General features: G+C 63.5%; 15 protein-coding genes and 2 pseudogenes. 6 read left to right on the top strand and 11 right to left on the bottom strand.

Annotation, left to right across the window (positions count from 1 at the left end):
• Positions 1 to 159 precede the first annotated feature (159 nt).
• Together QTI33_RS33315 and QTI33_RS33310 are read left to right on the top strand one after the other, a co-directional pair.
• Positions 160 to 558, top strand: a pseudogene (locus QTI33_RS33315) (IclR family transcriptional regulator domain-containing protein); the annotation flags it as partial.
• Between the two features lie 54 nt (positions 559 to 612).
• Complete coding sequence (locus tag QTI33_RS33310) at positions 613 to 2,730, top strand: hybrid sensor histidine kinase/response regulator (protein WP_286510874.1); 2,118 nt, start codon at positions 613 to 615, stop codon at positions 2,728 to 2,730.
• Between the two features lie 16 nt (positions 2,731 to 2,746).
• Here the strand turns inward: QTI33_RS33310 and QTI33_RS33305 are convergent, their stop codons facing one another.
• On the bottom strand, positions 2,747 to 3,583 hold the full coding sequence (locus tag QTI33_RS33305; protein WP_286510873.1) for a hypothetical protein: 837 nt from the start codon (positions 3,581 to 3,583) through the stop codon (positions 2,747 to 2,749).
• Between the two features lie 185 nt (positions 3,584 to 3,768).
• Here QTI33_RS33305 and QTI33_RS33300 point away from each other — a divergent pair, with 185 nt between their 5' ends.
• Positions 3,769 to 4,617 carry a class I SAM-dependent methyltransferase gene (locus tag QTI33_RS33300; protein WP_286510872.1) on the top strand — a complete coding sequence of 283 codons (849 nt, stop codon included), beginning with the start codon at positions 3,769 to 3,771 and terminating at the stop codon, positions 4,615 to 4,617.
• On the opposite strand, the gene QTI33_RS33295 is transcribed toward QTI33_RS33300, so the two are convergent.
• The 3 genes from QTI33_RS33295 to QTI33_RS33285 form a co-directional block, all read right to left on the bottom strand.
• A complete protein-coding gene (locus tag QTI33_RS33295; RefSeq protein WP_286510871.1) occupies positions 4,598 to 5,188 on the bottom strand; it encodes a TetR/AcrR family transcriptional regulator in 591 nt (196 codons plus the stop codon). The two genes, QTI33_RS33300 and QTI33_RS33295, sit on opposite strands and share 20 nt — an antisense overlap.
• 823 nt (positions 5,189 to 6,011) lie before the next feature.
• Positions 6,012 to 6,416 (bottom strand): hypothetical protein, encoded by a 405-nt coding sequence (locus QTI33_RS33290; protein WP_286510870.1) that lies wholly within the window; start codon positions 6,414 to 6,416, stop codon positions 6,012 to 6,014.
• Positions 6,417 to 6,426: 10 nt separating this feature from the next.
• Positions 6,427 to 7,233 (bottom strand): hypothetical protein, encoded by an 807-nt coding sequence (locus QTI33_RS33285; protein ID WP_286510869.1) that lies wholly within the window; start codon positions 7,231 to 7,233, stop codon positions 6,427 to 6,429.
• 729 nt (positions 7,234 to 7,962) lie between these two features.
• Here QTI33_RS33285 and QTI33_RS33280 point away from each other — a divergent pair.
• From QTI33_RS33280 to QTI33_RS33270, 3 genes are all read left to right on the top strand, one after another.
• Positions 7,963 to 9,219, top strand: coding sequence for a tyrosine-type recombinase/integrase (locus QTI33_RS33280; protein WP_286510868.1), 1,257 nt, complete (start codon positions 7,963 to 7,965; stop codon positions 9,217 to 9,219).
• Positions 9,220 to 9,575: 356 nt separating this feature from the next.
• Entirely contained in the window at positions 9,576 to 9,995 is a 420-nt protein-coding gene (locus QTI33_RS33275; RefSeq protein WP_286510867.1) for a hypothetical protein, read from the top strand.
• Positions 9,988 to 13,695 (top strand): tetratricopeptide repeat protein, encoded by a 3,708-nt coding sequence (locus QTI33_RS33270; protein ID WP_286510866.1) that lies wholly within the window; start codon positions 9,988 to 9,990, stop codon positions 13,693 to 13,695. The genes QTI33_RS33275 and QTI33_RS33270 overlap by 8 nt, the downstream gene beginning before the upstream one ends.
• A 226-nt stretch (positions 13,696 to 13,921) precedes the next feature.
• Here the strand turns inward: QTI33_RS33270 and tnpC are convergent.
• The 7 genes and pseudogenes from tnpC to QTI33_RS33235 form a co-directional block, all read right to left on the bottom strand.
• Positions 13,922 to 15,490 (bottom strand): annotated as a pseudogene (gene tnpC / locus QTI33_RS33265) (IS66 family transposase).
• A gap of 57 nt (positions 15,491 to 15,547) precedes the next feature.
• The gene (gene tnpB / locus QTI33_RS33260; RefSeq protein WP_162571513.1) at positions 15,548 to 15,880 is read right to left on the bottom strand and encodes an IS66 family insertion sequence element accessory protein TnpB; all 333 of its coding nucleotides are present in this window, start codon (positions 15,878 to 15,880) and stop codon (positions 15,548 to 15,550) included.
• A complete protein-coding gene (locus QTI33_RS33255) occupies positions 15,877 to 16,224 on the bottom strand; it encodes a transposase (RefSeq protein ID WP_286510865.1) in 348 nt (115 codons plus the stop codon). Before QTI33_RS33255 ends, tnpB begins: the two co-directional genes overlap by 4 nt.
• Before the next feature lie 1,179 nt (positions 16,225 to 17,403).
• Complete coding sequence (locus QTI33_RS33250; RefSeq protein WP_286510864.1) at positions 17,404 to 20,490, bottom strand: AAA family ATPase; 3,087 nt, start codon at positions 20,488 to 20,490, stop codon at positions 17,404 to 17,406.
• Positions 20,487 to 21,185 carry an ABC-three component system middle component 1 gene (locus QTI33_RS33245; RefSeq protein ID WP_286510863.1) on the bottom strand — a complete coding sequence of 233 codons (699 nt, stop codon included), beginning with the start codon at positions 21,183 to 21,185 and terminating at the stop codon, positions 20,487 to 20,489. The genes QTI33_RS33250 and QTI33_RS33245 overlap by 4 nt, the downstream gene beginning before the upstream one ends.
• Entirely contained in the window at positions 21,182 to 22,555 is a 1,374-nt protein-coding gene (locus QTI33_RS33240) for an ABC-three component system protein (RefSeq protein WP_286510862.1), read from the bottom strand. The genes QTI33_RS33245 and QTI33_RS33240 overlap by 4 nt, the downstream gene beginning before the upstream one ends.
• 20 nt (positions 22,556 to 22,575) lie before the next feature.
• Positions 22,576 to 23,745, bottom strand: a complete 1,170-nt coding sequence (locus QTI33_RS33235) for an NAD(P)-binding protein (protein ID WP_286510861.1) — start codon at positions 23,743 to 23,745, stop codon at positions 22,576 to 22,578.
• Positions 23,746 to 23,828 lie beyond the last annotated feature (83 nt).

Here is a 23,828-nt window from a genome sequence, read left to right as displayed (position 1 = left end):
ACTTGAGCGTGCGCTCCTTGACCTGCGCCTGCGCGCCGGCCAGGGCCAGCACCGCCGACAGGGCCACCAGGGTGTTGCGTGCGATGTGCTTCATGAAGAGTCTCCTTGGGTCTTGTGTCGTGGCCCCCGGACGGGCCGGTCCGGCGCGATCATAGTGAACTGTCGGTCAACCTGTCGTGCAGCTCGGCCGGCCATGCGTGGCTGTCGACCATGACCGACGAGCAGGCGCTCGAGCTGGTGGCGCGCCAGGGTTTCGGCAAGCCCGAGGACTACGGCCCCAAGGCCCCGACGACGGTGAAGGCGCTGCTGGTCTTCCTGCGCGCGGCGCGCAAGCGCGGCTTCAGCATGATCAACGAGGTGTTCGCGCCGGCCATGACGGCGATGGCGGCGCCGGTGCGCAGCGGCAACGGCGCCGTGATCGGCGTGATCACGATCGCCGGCCCGCTGGTGCGGCTGACCGAGGCGCGGATGCTGGCGCTGGGCCCGGTGCTGCTGGCCACCGCGGACGAGCTGGCCCGCGCCAGCGGTGCCTCGGCCCTGTTCAAGCGCCGCGCCTGAGACCGGCCCGCTCCGGTGCGCTAGCATTCCGGGATCCTCCACCGAAGCACCCGGATGCCCAGCCGCGACGCATCGCTCTCCCTGCCGTTCCTGACCGGCGGCGGCCATCTCGGCACGCTGATCGCCGAGTTCGATTGGGGCCGCACGCCACTCGGCCCCATCGCCGGCTGGCCGGCCCACATGAAGAACGCGACCGCGCTGATGCTGCGCGCCAAGGTTCCGATCGTGATGCTGTGGGGCGAGACCGGCCTCATGATCTACAACGACGCCTACGCGGTCTTCGCCGGCCAGCGGCATCCCGCGCTGCTCGGCTCCCGGGTCCGTGAAGGCTGGGACGAAGTGGCCGACTTCAACGACAACGTCATGAAGGTCGGGCTGGCCGGCGGCACGCTGAGCTACCAGGACCAGGAACTCACGCTCTACCGCGACGGCCGCGCGGGCCAGGTCTGGATGAACCTCGACTACTCGCCGCTGGTCGACGACGCCGGCCGGCCCGTGGGCGTGATGGCGCTGGTGGTGGAGACCACCGCCAAGGTGCAGGCCGAGCGGCGGCTGAGCAGCGTCGTCAGCGACCGGACCGCCTCGGTCGAGGCGCTGCGCCTCACCGAAGAGCGCCTGCGGACCCTGAACGCCGACCTCGAACGCCAGGTCGTCGAGCGCTCGCGCGAACGCAGCCAGTTCTGGCAGCTGACCTCCGACCTGCTCGGGGTGCTCAATGGCGAGGGTTTCTTCGAGACCTCCAACCCCGCCTGGCAGGCGGTGCTCGGCTGGTCGGAAGAAGAAGTCCGCACGACGACCATCTTCGGGCTCCTGCACCCCGACGACCGGGAGCCGACCCGGCAGATCTTCGACCGCCTGGTCGGCGGCTCCCCGGTGGTGAACTTCGTCAACCGCTACCGCTGCAAGAACGGCAACTACCGCTGGCTGTCGTGGATCGGCGTGCCCGAGGAGGGCAAGTACTACTGCAGCGGACGCGACATCAGCGCCGAGAAGGAGGCCCAGCTGGAACTGGTCGTGGCCCAGGAGGCGCTGCGCCAGTCGCAGAAGATGGAGGCCGTCGGCCAGCTCACCGGCGGCATCGCGCACGACTTCAACAACCTGCTGGGCGGCATCAGCGCCAGCCTGCAGGTGCTCGAATCGCGCCTTGCCAAGGGCAAGCTCGACGGCGTCGAGCGCTACATCGGCATGGGCCAGGATTCGGTGCGCCGCGCCGCGGCGCTGACGCAGCGGCTGCTGGCCTTCTCGCGCCGGCAGACCCTGGACCCGAAGCCGACCGACGTCAACCGCCTGGTCGGCGGCATGGAGGAGCTGATCCGGCGCACGGTCGGCCCCGGCATCGCGCTCGAAGTGAGCGGCGCCGGCGGCCTGTGGCCGGCACGGGTCGATGCGTCGCAGCTCGAGAATTCGCTGCTGAACCTGTGCATCAATGCCCGCGACGCCATGCCCGACGGCGGCCGGCTGACCATCGCCACCGCCAACATGTCGCTCGACGACCGGGCCGCGGCGGAGCGCGAGCTGGCGCCCGGCCAGTACATCGCGCTGTCCGTCACCGACACCGGCGCCGGCATGTCGGCCGAGGTCATGGCGCGCGCCTTCGACCCCTTCTTCACGACCAAGCCGCTGGGCCACGGCACCGGTCTCGGGCTCTCGATGGTCTATGGCTTCGTGCGCCAATCCGGCGGCCAGGTGCGGATCCAGTCGGAACTCGGACAGGGCACGACGATGCGGGCCTACTTTCCGCGCCACGTCGGCGAGACCGTCGAGGACGACGCCGCAGCGGCGCGCGAGGCGATGGAGCGCGGCGCCGGCGAGACCGTGCTGGTGATCGAGGACGAGGCCACGATCCGGCTGCTGATCACCGAGGTGCTGCAGGAGGCCGGCTACCAGGTCATCGGCGCCGAAGACGGGCGCGCGGGCCTGCGCATCTTCGAGTCGACCCGCCGCATCGACCTGCTGGTCACCGACGTCGGCCTGCCGGGGGGCATGAACGGCCGCCAGGTCGCCGACGCCGCGCGGGTCATGCGGCCGGGCCTCAAAGTGCTCTTCATCACCGGCTATGCCGAGAAGGCCGCCGTCGGCAACGGGCACCTGGAGCGCGGCATGGCCGTGCTCACCAAGCCCTTCGAGATCGCGGTGCTGGCGAACCAGGTGCGGGCGATGATCGGGCAGTGAAGGCCCGGCGCCGGCGTCAAGGGCCTGGCAGGCGCTGGGCAGGCGACAGGCCGGCGATCGCGCCGGCCGGCGGCAAGGCGGCGGGTTGCACCCGGCAGTTGCCGAACTCGCAGCGCACCGACAGCTCGGCACCGGCCGCGCACGGCACCTGGTGGAGTTCGAAGCCGGCCCCGCGCTCGACCAGCACCGCGCGCGGCGTCGCGCTGCACTGCATCGCCAGCGCGAGCTTCTCGGCGTTGTAGGTGTCGCGGCCGGTACGGCGGGCACCGGGGCGCAGCAGCTGGCTGGCCGTGACGCTGTAGTTGGCACGGTAGTAGTTGGGGCCCTGCACGACGGGGCCGGCCGCCAGCGGTGCGGCACCGGGCGCCCCCGCCCCGAGCCGGCTGACGAAGATGCCGCCCAGCGGCCCGTCGGCGCTGTCCCGGCGGTCGTAGCTGCGCTCCTCGCCGGCCACCAGCGTGATCCAGCCCGGATAGGCGAAGGCCGCGCCCGACACGTGGTCGATGGTCGCGCTGAGCAAGCCGCCCACCGCCAGGCTGATGAGGCCCATGTCGGAGCGCGAGATCACCTTGGCGGACGCCACCACGCGGCCTTGCGACAGGCAGCGAACCGAGAGGTCGTCGCCCGAACGCCTGACCGTGAGCCGCGGCGCAGCCACGCCCGCCGACGCCGCCGCCACGGCATCGCCCGCGCGGCACTCGACACTGTCGAGCGCCCTGCCGTCGGCGGAGACCGCATCGACCTGGATGTTCTGCTGCGTGCCGCGCACCACCAGCGCGCAGCCCGGCAGCGCCAAGGCGGCGCAGGCCCCGAGCAGGGCCGACGAGGTGCGGGATCGCAGGCGGGATCTCATCGGACTTGCATTCCTCTGGAAGCCTGTCGGAGGGGAGTGGGTCGAAAAAGAAGAGAACTTTAGATGTATCTAAAGGTATCGACTTTGCGCCACGCATCATAGAGGCCGGGCGGCATTGCGCAAGGGCCTGCGGCGACGTCGGCGTGGCAGACTGGGCGTTTCGCGCATTGCGAGGACTCTCAGACATGGCGCTCCACCTGCCCCTGCCCTGCCCTTCGGGCGTCGTTCGACCGCTGGCTGCCGCGGCGGCCATCGCGCTCGCGCTCGCCCTGTCGGCCTGCGCGACCCGCGCCCCGACCTTGAGCCGCGACCAGGTCGCCGCCCTGGTGGCCGACCCCGAGCGCAGCGAAGCCGATCGCGCCAACGACCAGCGCCGCAAGCCCCAGGACATGCTGATGTTCATCGGCGTCAGGCCCGGCATGCAGGCGCTCGACCTCAGCGCGGCCGGCGGCTACACCACCGAGTTGCTGGCCCGCGCGGCCGGCCCGTCGGGGCGTGTCTACGGGCAGACCCCGCCGCGCCGGACCGGCCCGCCACCGGCCCAGCCCGAAGGCGGCGCACCGCCCGTGGCGGCCGCCGCCGCGCCGCGACCACCCTCGGCGGGCCTGGCGGGCCGCGCCGAGCGGCTGCGCAGCGGGCACATCGTGGCGGTGGTCCAGCCCTTCGAGCAGCCGGTGCCGTCCGAAGTCGGCCCGGGCAGCCTCGACCTCGTCACGCTGATGTTCAACTACCACGACCTCGGCCACCTGGGTGCCGACCGTGCACAGCTGAACCGCGCCGTCTTCGCGGCGCTGAAGCCGGGTGGTCTCTACGTGCTGGCCGACCATGCCGGCCGCCCCGGCACCGGCATTTCCGAATCGGGCACGCTGCACCGGATCGAAGAATCGTTCCTGCGCGCCGAAGTCGAACAGGCCGGCTTCAGGTTCGCCGGGGAAGGCTTCTTCCTGCGCAACCCGAACGACCCGCGCGACCGCAACACGCCGGAGCCGCCGCAGCCCAAGGACGACTTCGTGCTCAAGTTCGTGAAGCCCTGACCGCGGCCTCGAAGGCCAGCGCCAGTTCCTCGGCCGCGTCGAGCAGCGGCTGCCGGCTCCGGGCCACGCGCGCCTGCAGCAGCGCCCCCTCGATCGAGGCGACCGCCAGCGCCGCCAGGCGGGCCGCGCGCAGCGGTTCGGCGCCCCGGGCTTGCAGCGCATCGCTGAAGACCCGCGCCCAGTCGGCCAGCGCCACCGCGCCGGCGTCGCGGATCGCGGCCGAGCGGGGCGCGGTTTCCAGCAGGGTCGTCGCGATCGGGCAGCCATCCCTGAAGTCGGAGCTGGCCATCCAGCCGCCGAGCAGGTCCGCATAGCGGCGCACCAGGTCTCCCGGGCCGTCGGTCTCGCCGGCCAGGCTGTCCAGCGTCCGCACCACGCGTTCGCCGGCCCAGGCCACCGCGGCGGCGCCGATGGCCTCCTTGCCTTCGGGAAAGTAGTGGTAGATCGACCCCTTGGGCGCCGCACTTTCCTCGACGATCTGGTTCAGGCCGGTCGCAGCGAAGCCCTGCTGGCGAAACAGGCGCGCGGCCGTCTGAACGATCGCATCCCGGTGTTTGGGCGGCTGAGCCATGCGTGTGCGTGTCCCTGAGGTGTCTGGTGTCGATCGGGAAATTATATAGACTGGTCTACATCAATCCAGGAGGACCGCCGATGACCGACTCCCTGCCTTGCGTGGACGATACTCAGTTGACAGCCCGGACAACATCTTGTTTACAGACAGACGAAAGTTCGTTGACTCTCATCAGTTCCCAGACGAAACGTTGATTACTCCTTGCCGCGTGGAACGGTTTACACCAGCTTTTCGCAGGACGGGCGGCGTCGGGTCCGGCAAGCGCGCCTTATGGCCCACGTAGTGCAGCGAGGCGCCGTCGCCCTCCCCTGGCGCCGCGAGCTCCCGGCGGCCGACTACGCCAGCGCAAGGGCATAGTCCGGCCAACTCTTGACCCAGTGCAGCCGGTCGGTCATGCGCGCTGCCGCATCGTTGCAGCACAGCTGCACGCCGACAAATCTCCATAGGCAGCGTTTGGCGGACGCTCAAACCGTCGCGCAATTGCGCGTGAGCGGCTGTTTTGTCGCGTTTTTTAGTAGTAATTCGCCTCGTTTGTCGTGTTTTTCGACTTTAGCGCCCCACGGTGAGGGTCGATCCCAACGCACCAGCGCGACTCGCCTGCCCCCGCGATGCAGGCGATGAACCCTGAGCGCCATTTTCCGTCGACGTGTCGTCACTAGGCCGAACCCGGTGCGGGCAACACCGCCGCGTCACCAATGCCGACATGGACGCGCTCAAGCGCTCGTATGAACAGGGCGAGCCAGCGAACTTTGAATGATCCTGATTGCGCCCTTCGTCTGAGGCGATCGCCCGCACCCCGAATTCAACTCGAGATCGGATCGGGTCAGGGCTTGTGGGCTTTGTCCGCCTTGACGACAAGCTCGGCAACTTTCAGAGCTGCACTCACCAGGGGTGAGACGCCGTCGCCCACCGCCCTTGCGGCCTCAAGGAGGCCTTTGACCGAGATGGAGTACCAAGGGCGCTCCGGCGTCGCGCGCGCCGCCGCGACGACCACCTTGCCGGCCTCCTCGGCCAGCGCGGCTGTGCGTCGATCTGGGCTAGCCTGAAGTTGGGCGAGCGCGTGTTGCAGCTGCTCGACGCTCGACTCGAACTCCTTGTAGATCACCTTCAGGGTGCCGTGCCCCGTGGCATCGCCGACCTTGAATTCCGATGTCGACGCTTTGGTCGCGCTGATGTCGACGGTGGTTGTAGCGTTCTGCGTGGTCTTCCCGACGGTCAGGTTTGGCATGGTGTGTCCTCTATTTTTTGCCTATCCGTTTTCCACTGCCGGGCACCTCGCTCCCTGGATCTGGGTGCTCCGCGGCCCTAGCACTTTCGCGAGACTCGCGCCCCCTCTTCCAGTCTGCGTGTTTGGTCGCGTGCTCGCTGAGATTTGCCTCGGTGGGCGCAAGCTCGAGCAGCGCAATGCTACGCTGCGCATCGCCCTTCGCCTTCCCGAATTCCAAGCCTTTCACGGCCCCATAGACCTCAATCGTCTTCTTGGCGGGAGATGCGGTCACCGAGAAGCCCGGAGGCGGGCCGCGTTGCTGGTTCGCGTAGAGAAAATGAGCCCTAAGCACTCGAGAGCGGTACTTTGGCTCCTTGTATTCCTCCGCCTTCGCGAGCAGCTTGTCGCTGTTTGCCATGTCGCCGACGGAGACGACGATATTGCCGATGAAGATATACCGATCAGCTGTGATCGGATCCCCCTTGCTGTAGCCGCTTGCAAAGTCGAGCACGAAGGTCGAGTCGCCGGCCAGCGCCCCGAAATCGGAGGGGGTTTCCCGAGCGATGAGCTGAACGTCGTAGTCGCCACCGGCGACAACCACGCTGGCCAACGCCTTCACGTTGCGCACGTTCTCCAGTTGGAACATCGCGTAGCGGCCGAGGGGGCCCTTGGGTTCGGGGTGCATATTCGCCTGCGCAAAAATCGTAAAGATCCCGAACATGACCAGGATCGCGGTCAGGAATGCTCCGATCACAAGCAGGAAAGATTTGCATTGTTCAGCCTGCTCCGCTGGGCTAAGCACTTGGCGACGCGCTTCATCGGCGGAGCGCACGGTCATCTGGCCGGATCGACGTCCTGGATTTGACCGCGGTGGCGTGGCGTCAGGCACTGGGTGGGCTCCCTTGTCGACCGTCCGGGGAGAATGTTCCGAAATCCAGGTGAGCGCAACCCGCCCCAACGTGTCGCTCCGCTCCCGCCGTGCGAGTTCCCTGCCTGAATGGAGGGCGCCATGCGGAAAACGCTGCCTGCCAGTTTCATCGTGAGGATCGCTCGTGACGTCCGTGTGCGCCGCGAGCGCGCAGACGATCCGGATCAAGATCCATCCTGCCGCCCATCTGGACGAGTGCATCCACCCGGTCGATCGCAACCTCTTCGAAGGCCGGGCCGGCGAGGTGGGGCTGAGGAGCATTAAGTGCGCCGGTGGCGAATTTTCTCGAAGGCGCTGCTGCAGGCGCTCATAGACGGTCGGCAAGACGAGGTAAGTCCCCACGCTAGCCGTTGGCTGTGGGTTCGTTGATGCCCCCGACGGTTGCTACCGCGGTTCGGTCAGCAATAAGGCCCGCGGCGGTTTTCTCTCTCTGCGAACCCTCCGCGATGTGGCCACGGCTGGCAACACCCGGGGCGAACCCGATGGCGTCCGTCACACCTGGACCGCCTGCAGGGCGGATTGAGATGGATAAGCCTCCTTTATCGCCCTCCAGGCCAATCCGGCCGCGCGCCCTCCCCCCTCCTCTGGCGCCATGCCCCGGGGCGCGGCATGATGACGGGCTGCTTCAGGAGCGTTGTCATGGCTGCTCGTCGTCGCGTTGATCATTCCCTGCCGCTGGGCACCTCGGCGTCCAGCCACGCCCTGGACGCGTCGCCAGCAGCAGCCCAGACGCCCGCCGTCCTAGCGCATTCGGCCCAGCCTGGTTCGACTGTCGGTTCGGCAGTCGACCCTCGGGCGCTGGCAGCGCTCCGACCGCTGAGCATCCCTACCCTGGCGCCGGAGGCACTTTCGAGCCTTACCGAAGCTTCCGTGCGAGAACTTCTGCAGCAGGGTCAATCCTCGAACACGCAAGCGTCCTATGCGGCGGCAATGCGCTATTGGGGTGCTTGGTTCGCAGCGAGATACGGCCACGCACTGGATTTTCCGGTACCAGTCCCCGCAGTGCTGCAGTTCATCGTCGATCATGCCGAACGCTTGGACGTTGGCGACGAGCGGAGCGACGCGCTCGGCCGCCCTGCCCGCCTTCTGCATGACCTGCCGGATGCCATCGACGAACTACTGGTCGCCACCCGCTTCAAAGGCAAACGTGGGCCATTGGCTTTGAACACCCTGACCCACCGCTTATCTGTGCTCTCCAAGGCGCACCAGCTTCGCAATCTAGACAACCCTTGTGCAGATGTCGGCGTGCGCGAGTTGCTGCGGACCGTACGGGTTGGCTACGCTCGACGGCAGGTCCGTCCGCGTCAGCAAGCTGCCCTCACCCGCGAACTGCTGGAGCCCTTGCTCAGCACCTGCGACATGTCGCCCTGTGGCGTGCGCGATCGGGCATTGATTCTCTTTGCGTGGGCCAGCGGCGGGCGCCGACGCTCAGAGGTTTCCTCGGCCACCATGGAGAACCTGACCGATCACGGCGCACGCGGCTTCGCCTATTTGCTGATGTATTCGAAGAGCAACCAAGAGGGGCGAGTTGACGACTCGACCCAGAAACCGGTTGTGGGGCGTGCAGCAGATGCGCTCAGAAGCTGGCTGCAGCTGTGCGGATCGCAACGTGGGCCAATCTTCAAGCGCATCCTAAAGAGCGGCCAGATTCTCGATGAGCCCCTAGCACCTCGAGCAGTTCGGAAAATCGTCATGGCTCGAGCAAAACTTGCCGGACTTGAGGGACGCTTTTCAGCGCACTCTCTGCGTTCCGGCTTCGTCACCGAGGCCGGGCGGCGGCAGATGCCACCCTCAGAGGCCATGAAGATGACGGGGCATCGGAATTTTGAGGTCTTCATGGGCTACTACCGTGCGGGCGACCTGCTCAATAGCGAAACCGCGCGCATGCTTGGGTAGCGCGCACCGGCGTGGTGAACGTCGCTCCGTCGTCAGCCGGGCTGAGCTTACTCGAAGCGTGCAGCAGTTCAAAACGCAGTCGTTGCTTCGAGCTGTCGCCTGCGAAACTAGTTCGGCACCGGTCCCATGACTTCTTGTCTGTGCCGAGGTCATTGGTGATACCGTCAATCTGGCTACGCTCATCGCCTGACGGCCGCCAAACAGTGACGGGCGGGGACTCAGCAATCGGCGGGTGCGTACCCATTCCGGAACTAGCGCCCACGCGACCCTGTGACCAACTGGATTTCTTGAACCGATTCGATCCCTATCCACGATGCCAGTCAGACGCTACCATCGTTCGATCACGAGGAAACGGGATGGAGCGATCAAACGACGCATGCAGGCTTTCAGCGGTCTTCGCAGCCGATGTCGTCGGCTACAGCCGGCTGATGCAGCACGACGACCAGACGACACTGCGCGCGTTGACGGAACGGCGGCCACTATTCGCTGCGCACATAGAAGCCGTAGGCGGGCAGGTCGTAAATGCCCACGATGATTCGGTGCTGGTCGAATTTTGCTCGGTCGTTAACGCGGGCCAATGCACGCTCAATGTCCAGGGCGTGTTGGAGGGGCGACACATAAGCTACCGCGTCGTTGTCAACCTCGGCGACATCGATTGCGCCAGCACGTACGGCGACGAGGTCGATGTTGCAACCCGGAGAACTACAACCCGTTCCAGGTCGACAAGTAGTGACCAAGTGCTGGAGGTTTGTGAAATGGAATCCAACCATGAATGACCCATACGATCACACCACTGTCACTAATGCGTTGTCACTCGCCGACCTCTATCCAGGGGTCTATTTTCTCGGTCCGACCGCCTCTCGGGTGAGCTTCGCCTCGCAACAACGTCGCGCGCTGAATCTCATCTGGGCACTGAACGAAGCCCGAAAGTTGTCTGGGCTGACAGTTGGCGTGGTGGGTGGAGGCCTGGCCGGAATGACAGCGGCAGCGGCGGCGATCGCATGCGGAGCCGACGTATGGCTGTTCGACGCCGGGCAGCGCCTATGCTGGACGCAGCGCGAAACCGACATTCGCTATGTGCACCCGACGATCAACTTTTGGCCCCAGGAGCCACTGACCTCCATCACTCGTTGGCCATTTCTCAACTGGTTCGCCGCACCGGCCAGCGAGGTAATTCACACCGTCGAGCGCCAGTGGGAGCACGAGTTCGCTCGGACAGCCCAAGTCAAACTCGGGGTACGGGTGCACGGCCTAGATTGTCATTCTGGTCGTGTCGAAATCCTCTACGGCAACGGGGGTGCGAGGCAACGATGCCATGTGGCCATCATCGCCGTAGGTTTCGGAGCTGAGCAAGGACTGCCCGGCATCGAGGGTCATACGTACTGGAGCAACAACTCGATCCTCCGCGACCAGATCACCATTCAGCGACGCCTCTGGCTAAGTGGCGTCGGCGACGGCGGGCTCATCGACGGCCTGCGACTCTGTTACGCCGACTTTGACCGCGGCCGACTACTCGTGCGGGGTGCGATGGCTCTCTCCACACTCCGAGATCGGATTCAAGAGATTGAGATCCGCGCCACGGCGTGTGAAGACGACGATGAACGCAGCCAAGCTCTGGAGGCCGACTATCTGGAGTTGGTGGAAAGCCCGCGCGTTCTCGGTGCACTGGAGGGAGCGCTTGCGACAAGCGATGTGCTCCCGATGGGATACATCGTGCATCGCCAGGCGACGCCATTCGATCATCGCGCCGCCCCGATTCATCGCCTCTTGTTCGCCCTTGCCCTGAAAAAGAAGCTGATAGAGCCACGCCGCGGCAGCGTGACCACAGACGATCAAGGACCGATGCTCGTGCAGGGCGACGGCAATACGCATCGTATCCACGCCAGTCAGATTTTTCTGCGGCACGGGGCGTCCGGCGCTTTGGCAGGATTAATCTCAGACGAGGCGATTGCCGAACTTCGAAGCGACATCTTCCGAAGGCATCAGGATGCCCTTCTGACACCTCGGTGGCCCCCGTTGTACTTCGAGCGCCAGCCTGCTGCGCAGTTTCGCAACCGCTTGTTTAAGCCGCGCGAGTTCGCGTTGTACGCGCGAGAGTTCCTGCAGAAGGCCCTCCACGCCGACGGAATCGTTCCCAACAACGTCGGCATCGCAAAACCGGCTAACGATTACGAACTCGTTGTCAAGCTTTCCGAGGCAGACGCTGACAAAATGCAACGCGTGCCTGACGACGCCCTCGGGCTGGCCGTGCGGACCTCAGTCGAGGATGCTATTGTTCTGTTCGAGGAAGAAGAGGAAGAAGAGGAGATCGCACCTGACGATGCCCAGTTCGTTCCTGGAGCGCTCGTCTCGTTCGGTACGCTGTCGGCAACATCCAACTGGCATCCAGTGACTTGTCTAGTGACCGAAAAGAAGTCCGGCGAAAGCGTTGGCCTATGCGTGCTGCACGAAGTCACGACACAAGAAGGAGAGCCCGTATACGTTCGCCAATGGCGCAAAGACAGACTGGCCGGCCGAGTCAGACGCACAACCTACCTCAACGCCTTTCTCTCGAAGGGGACCGGCAACGATGTGGCTTGCGTATTGTTCGATCTGCGCGGGTCAGCTTTCCAGGCCGCACCGAACGGGGAGCGGCTCAATGGCGTACTACAGAGCCCGCTTGACCTCCTCGATGAATCCGAGCATCGCAGGGTCCGAAAATGGGGCCCGGGGGGCGACTTTACTGAAGGAAGTGTCGTTATGGTAGGTGCCATCGCCAATGTGCACACCAGGGACGGCATGAAAGCCTTTTCGGATCTAACCTGTGTGCAGGGCAAGGAACGCTTTTCGCAGCCAGGAGATTCTGGTTCGCTCGTCGTCACTGCGCAAGGAGAAGCGGTGGGCGTCGTTTTCGCGGGGTCGGAGAGCCTCACGTATCTCCTTCCGATTTTCAGAATCCTCGACCTACTGGATGTTCATCTGCTGACAACCAGTGACGCCCAGCCCGCAGATCTCGCGCCGATGATGGAGCTCGCTTGGCTGCGACTGGACCAAGGGCGGCTGAACGCTGCGGGGGTATTGTTCCGGAGGGTCTTGGTGCAGTTGCGTGCACACCCAGACGCGAATCCTATGGAGATCTCTTCTGCATTGCAGGGACAGGCGGCAGTGCTTTCCAGGCAAGGCAATCCCGAAGACGCGATCCCACTACTACGCGAAGCACTAGACCACCGCATAGCACACTTCGGGGATGTCAACCCACAAGTGGCGTCAACGCTGCAGGCGCTTGGCCACGCTTATGCCGACCAAGGCCAGTTCGCCGAGGCCGTTCAAGCACTTCAGAGGGCCTGCGAGATCCGGCAGTCTGCGCAAGGCGAAGACAGTGTCGACACTGCCGCAGCTCTGCACGGGCTCGGTTCGGTGCTGCGGCGATCAGGGAATCTCGATGAGGCGGACGCACTGCTGAGCCGAGCAAGGGCCATTCGCCTGACCAAGCTAGGCCCACAACATCGGGATAGCGCCGAGACCCTACTGGAGCTTGGCTGGCTGGCATTTGCGCGCCGAGACGACGAGCAAGCTGATGAGTGCTTCCAGCAAGCCCTTTCAATTCTGGCATCGCTTCCAGCGACCGAGGGGGCTCGAGCCTCCGCGCTGCAGGGCCTGGGGGCCGCGGCGGCACGGCTTGGCAAGCCCCAGAGGGCTGAGGAGTATCTGCGAACGGCACTGGATCTTCGTATCGAAAAGCTAGGAGAACAGCATCCCCGCACTGCCGTAACCTTGAGTGCGCTGGGTCACGCATATGCCGACCAAGCAAAGTACGCGGAAGCCGAAGCTTGCTTCCGAAGAGCACTGGCCATCCAAGAAGCACGCGGTGCCAACCATCCAGACACTGCTGCCACTTTGCGCGCGCTCGGAATGGTGTTTCGCCGACAGCGCCGCCTCGACGAGGCGCTGCCCTTGCTGGAGCGATCGTTGCGTATCAGAGTGGAAGCCTTTGGCGTCGGTAGCGAGGAGTCCATGCAAAGTCTCACGGAGTTGGGATGGCTCGCCATTGATCAAGGGCGCCTCCGCGAAGCGGAGTCTCTGTTCGAGCGTGGGATCCAAACGGCCAAGGAACTGCACGCGCAGCCGGCAATGGCATCGGCACAACAGGGGCTGGCCAGTGCGCTCATGCAGCAAGGCCGAACGGACCGGGCCAAGGATCTGCTTCGCAGTGCGCTAGCACTGCGAGAGGCCGCATTCGGCATGCATCATTCCTTAGTGGCTTCCACATTGCAGGCGTTAGGCTACGCTTGCGGCGAACTGGGCGATTTCCAGGAAGCGGAAGAGTTGTTCAGGCGAGCCGTCGACATTCGACTAACCACTAACGGACCCGATCATCCCGAAACTGGCTCCGCGCTGAAAGGCCTGGGTTGGGTTCTTCGGCGCCAGCAGCGCTTTGATGAAGCCGCGCAGATTTTGGAACGGATTGTGGATGCCGGAGCCAGCACCGAACGATAGGCCCTCGCCGCAATCACCCTGCTTGGTGGCGCAGTTCCGAAACACTTTGCCCCAAAGGAAAGCTTCAGTCGAAGGCGAACAGCGCATGGATGTGCTGAGGGAGGCGGGCACAGCGCAGGTCGGGCGCAAGCATTGGCACGCATCGCAAGTTCACGACATGCGGATGCAGCGTTGCAGCCGTTCACAGGTAAGCGCGCGGTGATCCCGTCTTGACTGTCGTCGTAGATCAGGCTCCCGACGGTACCCAACGATGCGGCAGCAGTTCGGCGACGCGACTGGCTGGCTGCGTGGGCAGGCGCTCAAGGACGTCGCTGAGGTACCCGTGTGGCTCGTGCCCGTTGAGCTTCGCTGACTGGATCAAGCTCATCACGGCCGCTGCGCGCTGGCCCGCCCGTAGCGATCCTGCGAACAGCCAGTTGGATCTTCCGATGGCGATCGGCCTGATCTTGTTTTCCACCCAGTTGTTGTCCGCCGGCAGATCGCCGTCGTCGATGTAGCGCGTGAGCGCGCTCCAACGCTTCAGGCTGTAGTCGATCGCCCTGGCCGTGGCCGAGCCATCAGGAACTCTCCGCCGCTGTCCGGCGAGCCATTGCTGCAGGGCATCGGCTACTTTGCGCGACCTGTCTTGTCGTATTCGTCTTCGCTCATCAGGCTGCAACTCGGCGACCTCGCGTTCGACCACATACAGCTCGCCGAAGAACTTCAGCGCCTGTTCGCCGACCTGGCTGCCGTGATTGACCCAGAGTTCGTGGAACTTGCGTCTCGCGTGCGCCAGGCAGCCGGCCTCGGTCACGCCAAGCTCGAAGCACGCCTTGTAACCACTGAAGTCATCGCACACGAGGGTGCCGCGCCAACCATCCTCTCCCGGCAGCCCGAGGAAGGCGCGAGCATGCTGGCCGCCGCGGCTGTCAGCGAAGTCGAACACCACCGCGCGCAGCGCGCTGTAGCTCGTCGTGCAGTAGCTCCACAGGTACGCCCGGTGCGTCTTGCCGTTGCCGGGTTTGAGCATCGCCACGGGCGTCTCGTCGGCATGCAGCACGCGCTCTTCGAGCATCTCGCGCTTGAGCGCATCGACCAGGGGCTGCAGCTGTACGCCGCAATGCCCGACCCAGCTGGCCAGCGTCGAGCGCGAGATGGCCAGGCCCGCGCGACCGAAGATGGCTTCCTGCCTGTACAGCGGCAAGTGGTCCAGGTACTTGCCCACCAGCACCTGTGAGAGCAGCCTAGCCGTTGGGATTCCCTTGTCGATGATGTGCGGAGCGACAGGCGCCTGCACCAGCGTCTCGCACTTCGTGCAGACTTACTTGCCGCGCACGTGGCGCTCCACCGTGAACACGCCCGGTTGGTAGTCGAGCCTCTCGGCCACGTCCTCGCCGATACGCTGGAGGGTGCAACCGCAGGCACAGGTGGTGCTCTCAGGCTCGTGAAGGATCTCCCGGCGCGGCAAGTGCGCGGGCAACGCCTGGCGCTTGGGTTGCTGCTTTTCGCGCTGCGCAGCCGAGGTGCCCGCCAGTTTCTCCAGCTCGAGCTCCATCGCCGCGAGGTCGGCATCGATGGTCTCTTCCAGAAGGCTCTTCTGCTCGGCGTTGAAGGCCTCAGACTTGGCGGCGAACTTCAGCCGCTTGAGCACCGCCATCTCGTGCGTGAGCTTGTCGATGGCGGCTTGCTTGAACGCGATCTCGTGGTCGCGGCGTGCGATCTCGAGCTTGTCGGCTGCCGCTCCTCTTCTGAGCGAGAGGACCATCTCGCGCAGTTGCTGCGCGTCCAGGTGGTCAAGGTCGGCCGTGTCGATCACGGAAGGTGATGGTGCTCTGGTGCACTCGCGAGCGCATCAGCACATTCGGCAATTGCACTACAGCACGCAGATCACTCCAGCTTCGCCGATACGCTGCCACGGAAGCCCGAGCACCAGCGCATCGAACTGGGGATGGGTCAAGCTCAGGGTGGTGCCGCTGTCCTTGGGCCAGATGAACTTGCCCTGGTGCAGGCGACGCGCCGACAACCAGATGCCGATTCCGTCGTGCACCAGAACCTTCATCCGATTGGCGCGTCGATTGGCGAACAGGTAGGCGTGATGCGGGCGCGCGGCACCGAACACACGAACCACGCGTGCCAGCGCGGCCTCGGTGCCTGCACGCATGTCCAACGGCTCAATGGCAAGCCACAGTGCGTCGACCCGGATCACCTGAGGATCTCGCGCAGCCAGGCGGCGCATTGGCCTGATGCACTCAACGGCCAGGTCACGCTCACCGTGATCGCGCCGCGGCGAAGCTCGAGATGAATGTCACTTGCGATGCTCAGGCCAGGAGCCAGCGTGAGCAAAACGAACTCGGCCTGCTGGTCGCTCGGCTTCGAGGCGATCCCTCCCGCGTCGACCACGCGGCGCCACTTGTGAACGAGGTTGGCGTTCAAGCCATGGGCCAGCGCCACTTGGGCCACAGACGCTCCAGGCTCCGCACATGCTGCCAGCACCTGTCGCTTCAATTCGGCTGCATGCCGCCGCCGGCTCGATCGCTTGGAGTCTTCCATAGGTGTCCACCTAGATCTTGGTGGACACCATCGTCATGGACGCAAGGCAGCAACTCAAGACGGGATCACCGCGCGCTTACGTTCACAGGCGATTTCGTCTTGGCTATCCGTCGGCATCCCGTGAACGGTCGGCGATGGTCAAGTCCCCCTGAGTGGAAATCGGCGACATGAAGTCAACGAGTTCGAGTGACGATCCCAGTTGGCGGTGAAGGCGGTGATGGAGTGACGGACATGACACACAAGTGGCAAGGGGCTCGCAGTCAGGCAATAAGCTGCACGACGACTCGACGACTCGACGACTCGACGACATGACGACATGACGACACGACGACTCGACGGCTCAACGGCTCAACGGCTCAACGCCTTCCGCGCAACTTGCAGGCTAGCAGGTGCGACACATCCTCAAACAGCACCCAGTTGAATCTGTACGTGGAGGCAGAATGCCCGAGTCACGGCCCACAGGCGTCGATACGGTCCGCCGGCGGACGACCCCGGCGTTCTCTCTCCAGGCTGACCGTCCGAGAGCGAGAGATGTGCCACTTCGGCTGTCGATTGACGCCCGCAGTATCACCGAGAGAGAAGGCACATTCCCGGTGATGCTGGGCCCATAGGGCTCATTGCTACTCTTTGTGCACGATGCCTGCGATAGCCGCAAGCGATTTCGCGTAACTAGCTGTCTTGGCCTGCATCGCGGTCAGGGAGTCACACATTTCGGCGTACCGAGCCCACGACTGTTCGTGCTGCCTGAGAGGCATCTCTACCTTGCGGAGGGCCTCATGCTCTTTCAGCGGCTCGTGCCATTCTAGAAGGTAGGGAGCGAGCACTTCAGTGAGAAATCGGATTGCTAGTGGTCCGAACGAATTGGCTCGAGGCGCCAGGTCTGGACCACCATCCCGAAGAATACTGCGAGTAATCCCAAACAGTGAATACAGCGATTCAAGTACCGAGCGCACTGAAGCCTTGTTACGGTCAAGCGGCTGCGTCGCAACGCGTGTAGATAGCTCGACATATAGCCTCCAGGCCGCAATCCGCTCGCACTCATTGGGAGCGAATTTGACGCTCAGCCACCCGGGAACACTGAACGTAACTTCCTTTGGCTTGGGCATTTGACCTCCTACATTTCAGTCCAACCACCGACGCTTGCGTGTCATCGAAAACTTGCTCAATTCATCGAGCCCATTAAGCTAGACGAGCCTCGGGCTCCGCAAGGAGGCGCCGTGCGGCCGCATTGTGCCGCGGCTGTGCAACCCTCACGCCGTCCTTGGAGGCACCCAGCAGTTCAACCACTGTACAGGGAAGTCCAGCCGCATCGAACTTGCGTGCGATGAACTCGCCCTCATCGCGCTTATGGCTGGACATAATGAGTTGGTAGCCCTCGAACTCGACAAGGTTGCGCATGACATCGACAAAGGCCGCGGCATGGATGATGTCGTTGTGCTGGAGCGGGTCGTCAAGAAGCAACGCGCGCCAACGCGACCAGCGATAAGCTGTACTGGCGGCACACAGAATGCTGAAACCATTCGCCGCCATCTGACCTTCGCTAAGTACGAGCTGTGGCGGCAAAGTGGTCTTGTATTGGGCGTTGTCGATGGCATCCCCATAGCGCAACTGCATCGCTAGCGCCGTGCGTTCGACTGTATGTTCGGCGTTGAACTGCACCGTCTCGCCCGGCGTGCTCAGCAACGCTTGGTTGAACCCATCGATGAGGTTGTTGAGAGGCAACAAGAACTGGTTCGAGAAGCTCTCCGCTTCAGCTTTAAGCTGGTCGCCGTAGGCGAGCACTGCGTCTCTCGTTGCTGTGGTCAGCTGGAGTGCCAGGCGCGCTTCCTTCAATTGCTTCTGAAGTTCTTGAGCTCGGGGGACAGGGTTGTCGGCGGCGCCTTGGCCGCCTTTCTCAATCATCACTTTCCGAAGGGACCGCAGTTCATTCTGGGCGAGGAATGCTTCATAGCTACGCGATAGCGCATTTGCCTCCTCGAAAAGCCCAGCCAGGGAGCTAGCCTGCTCCCTTAAGGCCGCCTCCCAAGCGTCCGCTGCGTCTCCTGCTGGCTCACCGGTCATGCGGGCCTGTTGCCAGCCGTCAATCGTTGCCGTACGGGCAGCCTCCGCGTTGCGGATTGCTGCTGCGATCCTATCGCGCTCTGCCTCTGCGGCACCAAGTCTCTCGCGCGCAGCCACTTCAGCGTTGGCTGCTGCCGCGCGTTTGAGGGCGAGGTCCTCCAGGGCCACGCGGCCCTCGTCGAGAAGTATGCGACGCGCATTGATGGTGCGCTCAGCAGCACCAATGCTCCACGGTTTTGGATGTCCGCTCAGTCCACCGTCGATTGCGTGCAACGCTGTCTCGATCCTAACGCGCCGCTGCGCTGCGGTCGCGAGGCGCTCGTCAAGCGACGCCATCGCCGCGGACAGGGTATCGACACGCATTTGGGCCGAACTGACATCCGAATCGCTGCCACCAGCCTCGCGCATGTGCGCTATACGCGCCCGGTCTACTTCAGTCAATCGCTCGGTCAACATTGACATGAGGTCACTGTCGACATCTACGCCGAACTCCTCTGCAATGGCGAGACGCTCGCTTGTTGCGGCCGCTTCGGCCCCGTCTGCGGTTGTAATGGCCGCAACGGCAACGTCGATTACAGATTGCGCCAGGGCTCGCGCCTGAGCTGCGGCCTTGGAGCGATCACGCAAGATGTCGAGCGCGCGAACGTCGCTGGCAAGCTGAGCGTCCTGGGACGCCAGAACAGTTCGCGCGCGCGACTGCAATTCTCCCTTTGGGAAATCACTAGCGCAAACCGGGCAACTGAGATCGTCATGCTGGATATGGGCTGCGAGACCTGATAGCAGCTCCGCGAGTTGCGATGCATCGCGCTGTCGCGCCACTAGGCTGGCCTCAGCAGTTGCTTCGGCGTCTCGGGCCGTTTCGAGGATGCGCTCAAGCTCGCCCAATTGAAGTCGCTCGCGATCCGCAACAGCGCTCGCGGCAATGGCGGCTGCACGTCGCTTTTGCGCGGCTTCCTCTTGGACTTTTAACGCGACAGCACGTGAGTACCAAATCTGGAGTGTCGCTTGATGCGCGTCCAACCGTCTTAGCGTCCCTTGCGCCTCATATGCGCTAGAAAGCGCGTTCTGCGCACTGTCAAGGTCCACCTCGCATTTGCCGCGCTCGGCCTTCAACACGGCCTCACTAGTGTGCAATGTCTGCCACTCGACGTTGAGCAAGTCGAATTCCGCGATTAAGGATCGAACGCGAAGGCACTCGGCATAGTCCGCTTCGCTGCGCGCCACGGCTTCGGCCTGCGCCGCAGCCATCTGTTCTGCCCTACTGGCCGCAAGCATCGCCTCACCCAGTTGAGTTGTCGCTGTGCCAATGCCGGTTGCGGCGATGGCGAGCCGGGCGTTGTTCCTTTCGATGCGCGCACACGCCTCGCCGAACCGGCCAACGAGGGTTTGAAGACCGACGAGGCCACCAAGCTTTGTTGCGAGCTGTCGCTGCTCAGCCTCGATGGCGGAACGTGCGATGGCCAACCGCTCCATAAAGTCCTCCGACATGCGATCTCGGGCCGGGAGCTCCAGTTCGATAGCTGACAGTCTTGCGCTGAGCGCCGCCTCACTTTCCGCACCTACTGCCGCACTGCGCGCCTGAAGGTCGGCGAGCCTAGAGACACTGCCGATCCATTCGTCAAGGTCTCGCATGGCGACGCTGACCGCCGCCGACTCGCGTTCCATACGCCGGCGAAACGCAAACGTAGTTGCTCGCCCGCGCAAGGCGGATCGGACCAACTCGAGGCGGTCGATCCCGCTTGGGCCTTTGAGGGCTTGCCACTGCTCAGACTGGTTTCTGCTTGTGAAGCGCTGCTGCGAAGCTTGCCCCAGGAAATGGGTGAAGCCGAGATAGGCGCCGACGTCCGTAATCTCAGCCCATTTTGGGTCCTTGAGCAGGTCGAGCAGGGCCGCCGCCGAAGGGTGTTCGCTCAAAGTCCGAACCAGCTGTTCGCCTCGGGCGAAGGTTAAGCGCACCTTGTGCGTACCCGTTTCGGCGTCGCGCCGCGTAAGGTAGTCGCTTTCCTTGAGACGACCGACATAGTCCTGGAACCGCCTGATGGTGCCAGTCAAGCACCACTCGATTCCATCGAAGAAGCTGCTCTTTCCAAGGCCGTTGGTTCCGACCAGAAGGGTAAGTCCCGGTCCCGGTGGCACAGGCAGTGTGAATTCACCGAAGGTCCGGAAATCCTCAATATGGACCTCTCGTAGGAAGGTATTGGTCACGTTGAGTTCCTTCGCTGCCAAGAGGCCACCAGTTGTTCGACGAGGTGGTCGGGGTCGATGTCCGGATCACTTGCCAGACCAGTCCACTCACCGGAAGTATCTCGAGGATCACCCTCAATGATCCCAGCGCGACTCAAATTGTCGAGGGGTGCCATCGAGAAAATTGCATCCGTAATCCACGGCCGGGCGAGGAAGGTTCGCTTGGCGAACGCCGCGAAACTCTGTTCGTCCGCGCCGGCATCGCGCGGACGCAGCCAAACCAACTTTCGCGCCACGCGCTCATCACGTTCGGCCATGAGCGCAAGCGCCTTCCATCGATTCACACCCTCACTTCCACGCGGACCCAGCAGAATCGCGTGTAGGTCGAGCGACGCGGCCGGGCTCAAAAAGGACCTTGCTACGACGCACTGGTTGCGCACGCGTCTGACCACTTCGATGATCCCGAGTTCGTCCGGCGCCTCGGGGAGTAGTGTTAGTAGTACGGCGTACCGGCCAATCTGGACACCGCGTACCTGATTGGGTAAGTCGCTTGGTTCCAGTCGAGCAGACGGTGTGTCGCTCCCACCCGCGAAGATCCTACCCGCATAGCTGGGCTTCGAGACGATGGAGAGATCGAGGTCGGCCGCATAGTTAACCAGCAGACGCTCACTCGCGTCCAGGGCATACTGGGCGGGGGATGACGTGATGCTGTTCATGTTGCTCGATCTCCTGGTCGTTCGATTGCGGCACCCAAGCGCGCGAAATGCTCTTCTTCGATAGCTAACAGCGATTCCCTGAGCGCGGCGGCGCTGGTTGAGGCGGCGGCCCTGAAACTAGGGTCGACTGCCAGCACAAGCTTTGCGTCGATGCCTGGCTGAGCGAGTAATAGCGTGTCGGATGTTCCAAACGAGGTATTTGCGCCGGCGATCAAACCCGGCGAGACCGTCTGCATCGGCAGCAAGACGAATTCCGTTGTCCACGCGTGGCGTAACGCAACTAAGGCCATGTCTTCGCTATCGATATACCCTGCCGCACAGGCATGACCGGTCCGCTCAATCCCATTTGCATCGCGGGCGAGATTGCCCGGATGTACGCCTCGCGGCGCTGTTACCTGCCAAGCGGTTGCTACTGCAAGTGCTACTACACACGCCCGGATCAGCGGGGTGAGCAACATTGGTCCGGCTAGTGCAGACGCCTCGCCCACAAAAATGGGCTCGTCCTTCGCGCAAATGGCCAAGCCAAGGAAGCGGGTAAGCAACGCAGGTTCGTCGAGGAAACGTTGAACCCAGTCCTGCCAGATGGGACTCATTTGTTGCCGAAGATCGGCGGCAGCTATGAACGACACTGCGCGTCCGGGATCGGCGCCTAGCTCGATGTAGCGTGTCACGTGGCGATTCACGGCAGTGAGCAGCCACCGATCGAGGGCTCGATTGATCGCTTGCGCAAGATCACTGCTCGGCAGTGTCACTGGGTTCAGTATGGATGGATGTCCGCCCAACGCTCTAAGTCGCGGCAGTCGCAGCCCACCCGTGCTCGGCGACTCGATCGAAAGCGCAGTGATGAAGGGTTGCCAGCGCGCAGCGTCTACGAACAATTCCACGCGCGGTGCGTGGATTGCCAGACGAGCAATGGCGTGAGCGAGACCAGATTCCAACAGATCGGGGGCATCGATAACCGTGAGGTCGAACTGCGGGCTATCGTCAGACCAGAACGTTGCGACGTCCGCAACTGCTACGTCACCACTCCATCGTGCCTGACCTCCTGTCAACCACAGCTTGCCGGTCCGCGGAACGGCAGCGATCAAGGCATCCAAGTGGTAGCGCGGCGGGAGAAGCCTTGCGTGAGCGGAGAGTCGCTTGAAATGGGTACGGGTCGCAGGATTGAGCCGAGGGGCGATGCTGTCGCTCGGGAACTTTCTGATGTAAGCATCATGCTCAGCAGAGTACCCCGCAAGCAGGTTCTCGAAGGGTTGGCGAATGCTGGCGCGCCCTGGCCCACGGCGCGCAATTACCCAATCAGCGATCACCGTCTGTGAGCCGCACTGAAAACGCCGAGAGTTCAGTCTATCGTCGCCGTTCGAAGGCACCGGCGTCACTTCATCGCAAATCAGGTGCGGAATTCCTCCACAATCGGGCGTGCGCAGGCCCTAATAAGAAGATATACCGCGAGTCGATTGAGTCTTGCCGTCCTCACGGATAAAAGCTCAGATTCACGTGTTTGAAGAAACAACTGGACACCCGATCGCAGTCGACCTTGCATCTCATCGACCAGTCCAATCGCTTCGACTTGATCACCGATTGCTTGGTCATAGGCTGCAATGAAATCGAACCCTTTTCCACTTGCCTCGGCGACGAGCGCTTGAGCATCGATCTCCAGTAGAGCGTCTCGCAAAGCTTGAATTCCAGGGCGTTGCGTGATGCCGCGAACAATGTCGTCGTGTTGGAAAGTGGCACTAGCTGACGCGAGCAGGTCAATCAATCCCCCATCGCCATTTCCGCTGATGAGAAATGTCGGCCGCGGGTTGCCTGCAATCTCCGCGCCAGGTACCCCGGCGTCGTGCCAGTAGCTGGCCGTTTCGGTCAACGGGATTGCAAAGCGGTGCTCGATTCCGAAGCCAATTGCAAGCACGACAACTTCGCACTCTTGGCTCGAGGTCTGTCGCCCGCCTGCTGGCGCATCACGTTCGAAGCTCGTCAGGAAGCGACCCGCATAAGGGGCGATGGCGGTGACCAAGTGACCCAGGTGCACCTTGAGGCGGCCTTGGGTCGCGGCGCGGACTTCATCAAACTCTCGCAAAACGGCATCGCGTACGCCAGTTGCAGAGCCGGAGCGCCAATCGAGGATCGGAAGTTGAGCTAGCTCGTGTTCCGCATCTGGATTGGGCCAATCGTAGATATGGGGGTCCAGACGACGCCGTTGGCTGTCGCTTTGCAGCGGCAGCAGACGCGGCGCCTTCTCGAATAAATGTACATCTGTTCCCCCTTGGAGCGCCAGAGCGGCGGCTAGCGTAATGCCAGCGGCACCGCCGCCGATCACCGCGACTCGGGCGTTGGCCGAAAGCAAATGTTCGTGCTGCAGGGCATGTGCAAGTTCGAGGCCACGCACCTGTTGCGAATAGAACGTGATGCGTGTGTCGTCAATTCCGAGCACATAGACTCCCGGATGCTGCTCGATGCGCGCGCCGGCAATGACATCCTCAGGAGTCAGCACATCATCTCGCCAAATTCGAAGATCACACCCGCCACCCTGGCGTCCCCATGGAAGTACACGTTCCATCCCCCTCGTTCAGAAAGCACACGCATGGAACACCCTCTTGTTCCGGTGAGCATTGCGTCCCTCGGACCGTGGCCCCAACCTTT

Origin of the sequence: Variovorax davisae, assembly GCF_030316845.1 — a bacterium.
GTDB lineage: Bacteria > Pseudomonadota > Gammaproteobacteria > Burkholderiales > Burkholderiaceae_C > Variovorax > Variovorax davisae.
The sequence above is the reverse complement of the archived record's forward strand: the minus strand, read 5'-3'. Positions and strand labels throughout refer to the sequence as shown.

Coding starts and splice junctions, on each gene's coding strand:
- QTI33_RS33310 (WP_286510874.1), top strand. CDS start 613: ATGCCCAGCCGCGACGCATCGCTCTCCCTGCCGTTCCTGACCGGCGGC.
- QTI33_RS33305 (WP_286510873.1), bottom strand. CDS start 3,583: ATGAGATCCCGCCTGCGATCCCGCACCTCGTCGGCCCTGCTCGGGGCC.
- QTI33_RS33300 (WP_286510872.1), top strand. CDS start 3,769: ATGGCGCTCCACCTGCCCCTGCCCTGCCCTTCGGGCGTCGTTCGACCG.
- QTI33_RS33295 (WP_286510871.1), bottom strand. CDS start 5,188: ATGGCTCAGCCGCCCAAACACCGGGATGCGATCGTTCAGACGGCCGCG.
- QTI33_RS33290 (WP_286510870.1), bottom strand. CDS start 6,416: ATGCCAAACCTGACCGTCGGGAAGACCACGCAGAACGCTACAACCACC.
- QTI33_RS33285 (WP_286510869.1), bottom strand. CDS start 7,233: ATGACCGTGCGCTCCGCCGATGAAGCGCGTCGCCAAGTGCTTAGCCCA.
- QTI33_RS33280 (WP_286510868.1), top strand. CDS start 7,963: ATGGCTGCTCGTCGTCGCGTTGATCATTCCCTGCCGCTGGGCACCTCG.
- QTI33_RS33275 (WP_286510867.1), top strand. CDS start 9,576: ATGGAGCGATCAAACGACGCATGCAGGCTTTCAGCGGTCTTCGCAGCC.
- QTI33_RS33270 (WP_286510866.1), top strand. CDS start 9,988: ATGAATGACCCATACGATCACACCACTGTCACTAATGCGTTGTCACTC.
- QTI33_RS33255 (WP_286510865.1), bottom strand. CDS start 16,224: ATGGAAGACTCCAAGCGATCGAGCCGGCGGCGGCATGCAGCCGAATTG.
- QTI33_RS33245 (WP_286510863.1), bottom strand. CDS start 21,185: ATGAACAGCATCACGTCATCCCCCGCCCAGTATGCCCTGGACGCGAGT.
- QTI33_RS33235 (WP_286510861.1), bottom strand. CDS start 23,745: ATGGAACGTGTACTTCCATGGGGACGCCAGGGTGGCGGGTGTGATCTT.